This window comes from uncultured Thiohalocapsa sp., from assembly GCF_913062725.1.
Classification (GTDB): Bacteria; Pseudomonadota; Gammaproteobacteria; order Chromatiales; family Chromatiaceae; genus Thiohalocapsa.
The window spans coordinates 1-3,630 of the sequence record NZ_CAJXWY010000121.1; the positions used below are offsets into that span (position 1 = coordinate 1).

Below are 3,630 nucleotides of genomic sequence, written 5' to 3' on the forward strand. Positions count from 1 at the left end.
TTGCCCTGCTCGGCGCGCTCGGTCATGTCGATGGTGTACTTCTCCAGCGCCTGGCGCTGCTCCTCGGCGTTCGGGTCCTGCACCGACTCGCCGCCGCGCATGTTGTCGATGGCCTTCTCCACCGCACCCTTGCTGGCGCCGGCATCGCGCAGCATGCCGCCGAGCTCGCCCTTGTCCTCCAGCGCGGCGAGCACGAACAGCTCGGAGCTGATGTAGGCATCGTTGCGGGCCTGGGCGAGCTTGTCCGTCAGGTTGAGCAATTTGCCCAGCGCGTTGGAGACGCTGACGTCGCCGCCGGTGCCGGAGACCTTCGCCAAGCGCTCCAGGGCCTCGCCCAGGGCCGAGCGCAGGCGGTTGACGTTCACGTCCGCCTGGGCCAGCAGGTGGCGCACGGTGCCGCCGTCCTGGTCCAGCAGCGCCACCATCAGGTGCACCGGCTCGATGAATTGGTTGTCGCGGCCCAGGGCGAGCGATTGCGCATCGGCCAGGGCCATTTGGAATTTGCTGGTGAGCTTGTCCATTCGCACGGGGAAGACCTCCGGGGCTGATCTCTGGCATTTATTAGGGTTATAGCGCAATTGCGGGGATCACGGGGGGAATTCAAGCACTCTCGGGGTGAGAGTGCCAATGCTGCGGGTGCGGGCACGGGGATGGGCGCGCACGCGCGCCCGGCCTGCGGCATGCACGCCGGCGCCGACGGTTTACCTGGCCCGCTCCGACACCTAGACTGCCGCCATGCGGACTCCGAAAACGGCCCACCCGAAGCCCGTGAGCGGCAGTCCACGGACCAACCGTAACCCCCGGCCTGTCTCCCTCGCATGACCGCCAGCACGATCGACGCCACCGGCAATGCCGCCACATGGCTGTGGCCGCGGCTCATCGACGCCGGCGCGCAGCCGACAGCGCGCGCGGCACTGCGCGCGGCGAGCGTCATCGAGTGGCGTTATTACGCCGTGCTGTCGCCGGCCTTCCACGGCATCGTCGGCCTGGCGCTGGTGAATCCGCAGCGGCGCTTCGGCCTGATCGCGGAGAGTGGGCTGCTGGTCATCGTCGCCGGCGTGCTCGATCGCCCCACCCCGCCGGCGAGCGCGGCGACAGCGCCGGACACGCCGCAGCTCACACCGCCGCCGGCGTTCTGCTGGATGCACCTGTTCCCCACCGAGACCTGCAGCTTCGACGCCGGCGCCCCGGGCAGTGTCACCGCCGGCGACGCCGACTGCTGCATCGCCGTCGCCCATGACGGTCCGGCCGTCGCCGACATCGAGCTCGAGGCCGGCGCCGGCCTGTTGCTGCGGCTCTCGCATGTCGGGCTCGCCGGCAGCGCACTGGCGCCCGCCCACGGGCAGGACTTCCCCGGCGCCTTGGGCAGCGGCTGGCTTGGCGCCCACTGGAGCGTGGACTGCCCATCACCGGTGGCGGCCTCCGACGGCAGTCTCACCCTGGGCGAGCAGCTTTTGTGGACGCTGGCGGAGGGCCCCGGCAGCACCCCCGGCTATGCCACGGCGGCGCTGCGCAGGCGGGTCGCCGCCGGCCACAATCACTGGTCCTGGCGCAGTGCCACCGGCTACTACGAGCACAGCTACGGCATCCGTCCCCTGCCGCTGCATGGCTGGGATTTCCTCTTCGTGCCCGACGCCGACGCGGGTCAGGCGGTGGTGCTGCAAACCTACCGCGGCAGCCGCGCGCTGCGTTATCTGGATGTCTGCTGGCGGCAGGCGGGCGAGCACTGCCACCAGCGCTTCGGCGCGGCGGGCCTCGATCTGACCTGGGCCGAGCGCGTGCGCGACCCGGTGCTCGGCGTCCGCCGCCCGCGGCTGCGGCGGATCGAGGCCGCGGCGAACGGCCTGCGACTCAGTCTCACCAACCGCGTGCTGTACCACCTGCCGTTGCTGCGCCGCGAACGGGCCGCCGTGCGCCATTTCTTCATCAGCGAGGAGATCGGCGTCGCCGACTGGCGGCTCACGGACAGCCGGGGAACGGTCCTGGCCTCGGCCCAGGGACAACCCTGCGGCGGCGAGCTCGCCCATCGTCGTTGGCGGGCGCCGCGGGCGCGCTGACACGCCGCGTATCACCACCCAAGCGCCAAGCCCCCAGGCACCAGTGCCCAAGGCACCACTCCAACCCGTCGCAGCACAGGCGTAGCCATGCAGTATGACGTCGTCATTGTCGGCGCCGGTCCCGCCGGCAGCGCCACCGCCTGGCACCTCGCAACGGCCGGGGTGCGCACCCTGCTGGTGGACAAGTCGCGCTTTCCCCGAGACAAGGTCTGCGGCGATTGTCTGAGCCCCCGGGCCCAGCACGGCCTTGCCCGCTTGGGCGTGCTCGAGACGGTGGCCGCGGAGGCACACGCGGCGTCATGCATCCGTTTCCGCGCCCCCGGCGGCGCCGAGGCCAGCGCCCGCCTCGCCGGCGCGGACAATCGGCCCGCCCGCACGCTGGTGCTGCCGCGCTACCGCTTCGACCACATTCTCCAACGCCATGCGCTGGCCGCCGGCGCCGACTTCCGGGTGGCCCATGTGCGCACCCTGCTGCCGACGGGGGGCGTCGAGCTCGACGGCACGGCGGTGCCGGCGCAGCTGGTGGTCATCGCCACCGGGGCGGCCCTGTCGCTCATCAAGCGCACGCCGTTTGCACCGCCGGGACCGGTGCATACGGTGGCGGCCCGAGCCTATTTGCGGGGCATCCGCTCACCCGGGCCGGATCTGCGCATCTTCCTGGACCGGCTGCCGCTGCCGGGTTATGCGTGGCTCTTTCCCACGGGGCCGGACAGCGCCAATCTGGGCTATTGGTACGCCGGGCGCGCGCCGATGCCCGTCGCCGGAAGGCTCGCCACGCTGCTCGCCGAGCATCCGGCCCTGGCGGGCGCGCGCGCGGACAGCGACGACATCGGGCGCATCGCGGGCTACCCCATCCGCTGCGACTTCCTGCGCGCGCCCAAGGCGGCGACCGGCGTCCTGGCCGTCGGCGAGGCCGCCGGGCTGGTGAACCCCTTCACCGGCGAGGGGATCGATTATGCGCTGGAGTCCGCCGAGCTCGCCGCCGTCAGCGCACAAGCGGCATTACGCCGCGCGGGCGCCGGCGGTGCCCTGGCTGCCGCGGCGCTGGCCGACTATCCCAGGGCGTTGAACCGGCGCTTTCGCGGACTCTTCCGCGTCATGACGGCGGCCCGGCGCTACGGCGCAAACCCCTGGGTCTTCGACCGGCTGTTCGGCCGCGGCCGGCATGGACAGGACTTGGTGGACCGACTGGTGCAAGTCTGTTTCGGCGCCGCACCACCCACGCGTGTGCTCGCGCCCGCGGCCCTCGCCCCGCTGTTGTTGAGCCGCCCGCGGCGCCCCGTCACGGATGAGTAAATTGGGGGGAGGCGGCGGCGGACCTGGGATGGCCGCATCCGCCGACGTCGTGAGTGCCGTGCGGCGCTCAGGCGCTTCGAGCCGTGTCGCCGAGAACGGACGGCTCGGGCCGGGGCGGCCTCGGGTCGGTTGGCGCAGCCCAAAGGCAGGCCCGGCGAAGACCGACCGGGCGACGGCGGGCTGAAGGCGTTTGGCGCCGGGCTCTGTACAGTACAAAACAATTAACTCCTTGATAAAATAGGGCTTTACCCACCAACCCCTGTTCTGACCGTGACCG

General features: G+C 71.7%; 3 protein-coding genes. 2 read left to right on the forward strand and 1 reads right to left on the reverse strand.

The window, feature by feature from the left end:
* Window positions 1-527, reverse strand: a 527-nt coding sequence (locus tag QZ588_RS17875; RefSeq protein WP_295544455.1) for a Clp protease N-terminal domain-containing protein, incomplete at its 3' end; no start/stop codon positions are given.
* Window positions 528-818: 291 nt separating this feature from the next.
* Between QZ588_RS17875 and QZ588_RS17880 the strand changes: the two genes are divergently transcribed.
* Together QZ588_RS17880 and QZ588_RS17885 are read left to right on the forward strand one after the other, a co-directional pair.
* Window positions 819-2,057: a hypothetical protein gene (locus QZ588_RS17880; RefSeq protein ID WP_295544456.1), complete on the forward strand. Its 1,239-nt coding sequence runs from the start codon at window positions 819-821 to the stop codon at window positions 2,055-2,057.
* A gap of 87 nt (window positions 2,058-2,144) precedes the next feature.
* The gene (locus QZ588_RS17885; protein ID WP_295544458.1) at window positions 2,145-3,353 is read left to right on the forward strand and encodes a geranylgeranyl reductase family protein; all 1,209 of its coding nucleotides are present in this window, start codon (window positions 2,145-2,147) and stop codon (window positions 3,351-3,353) included.
* The last annotated feature ends 277 nt before the right edge of the window (window positions 3,354-3,630 follow it).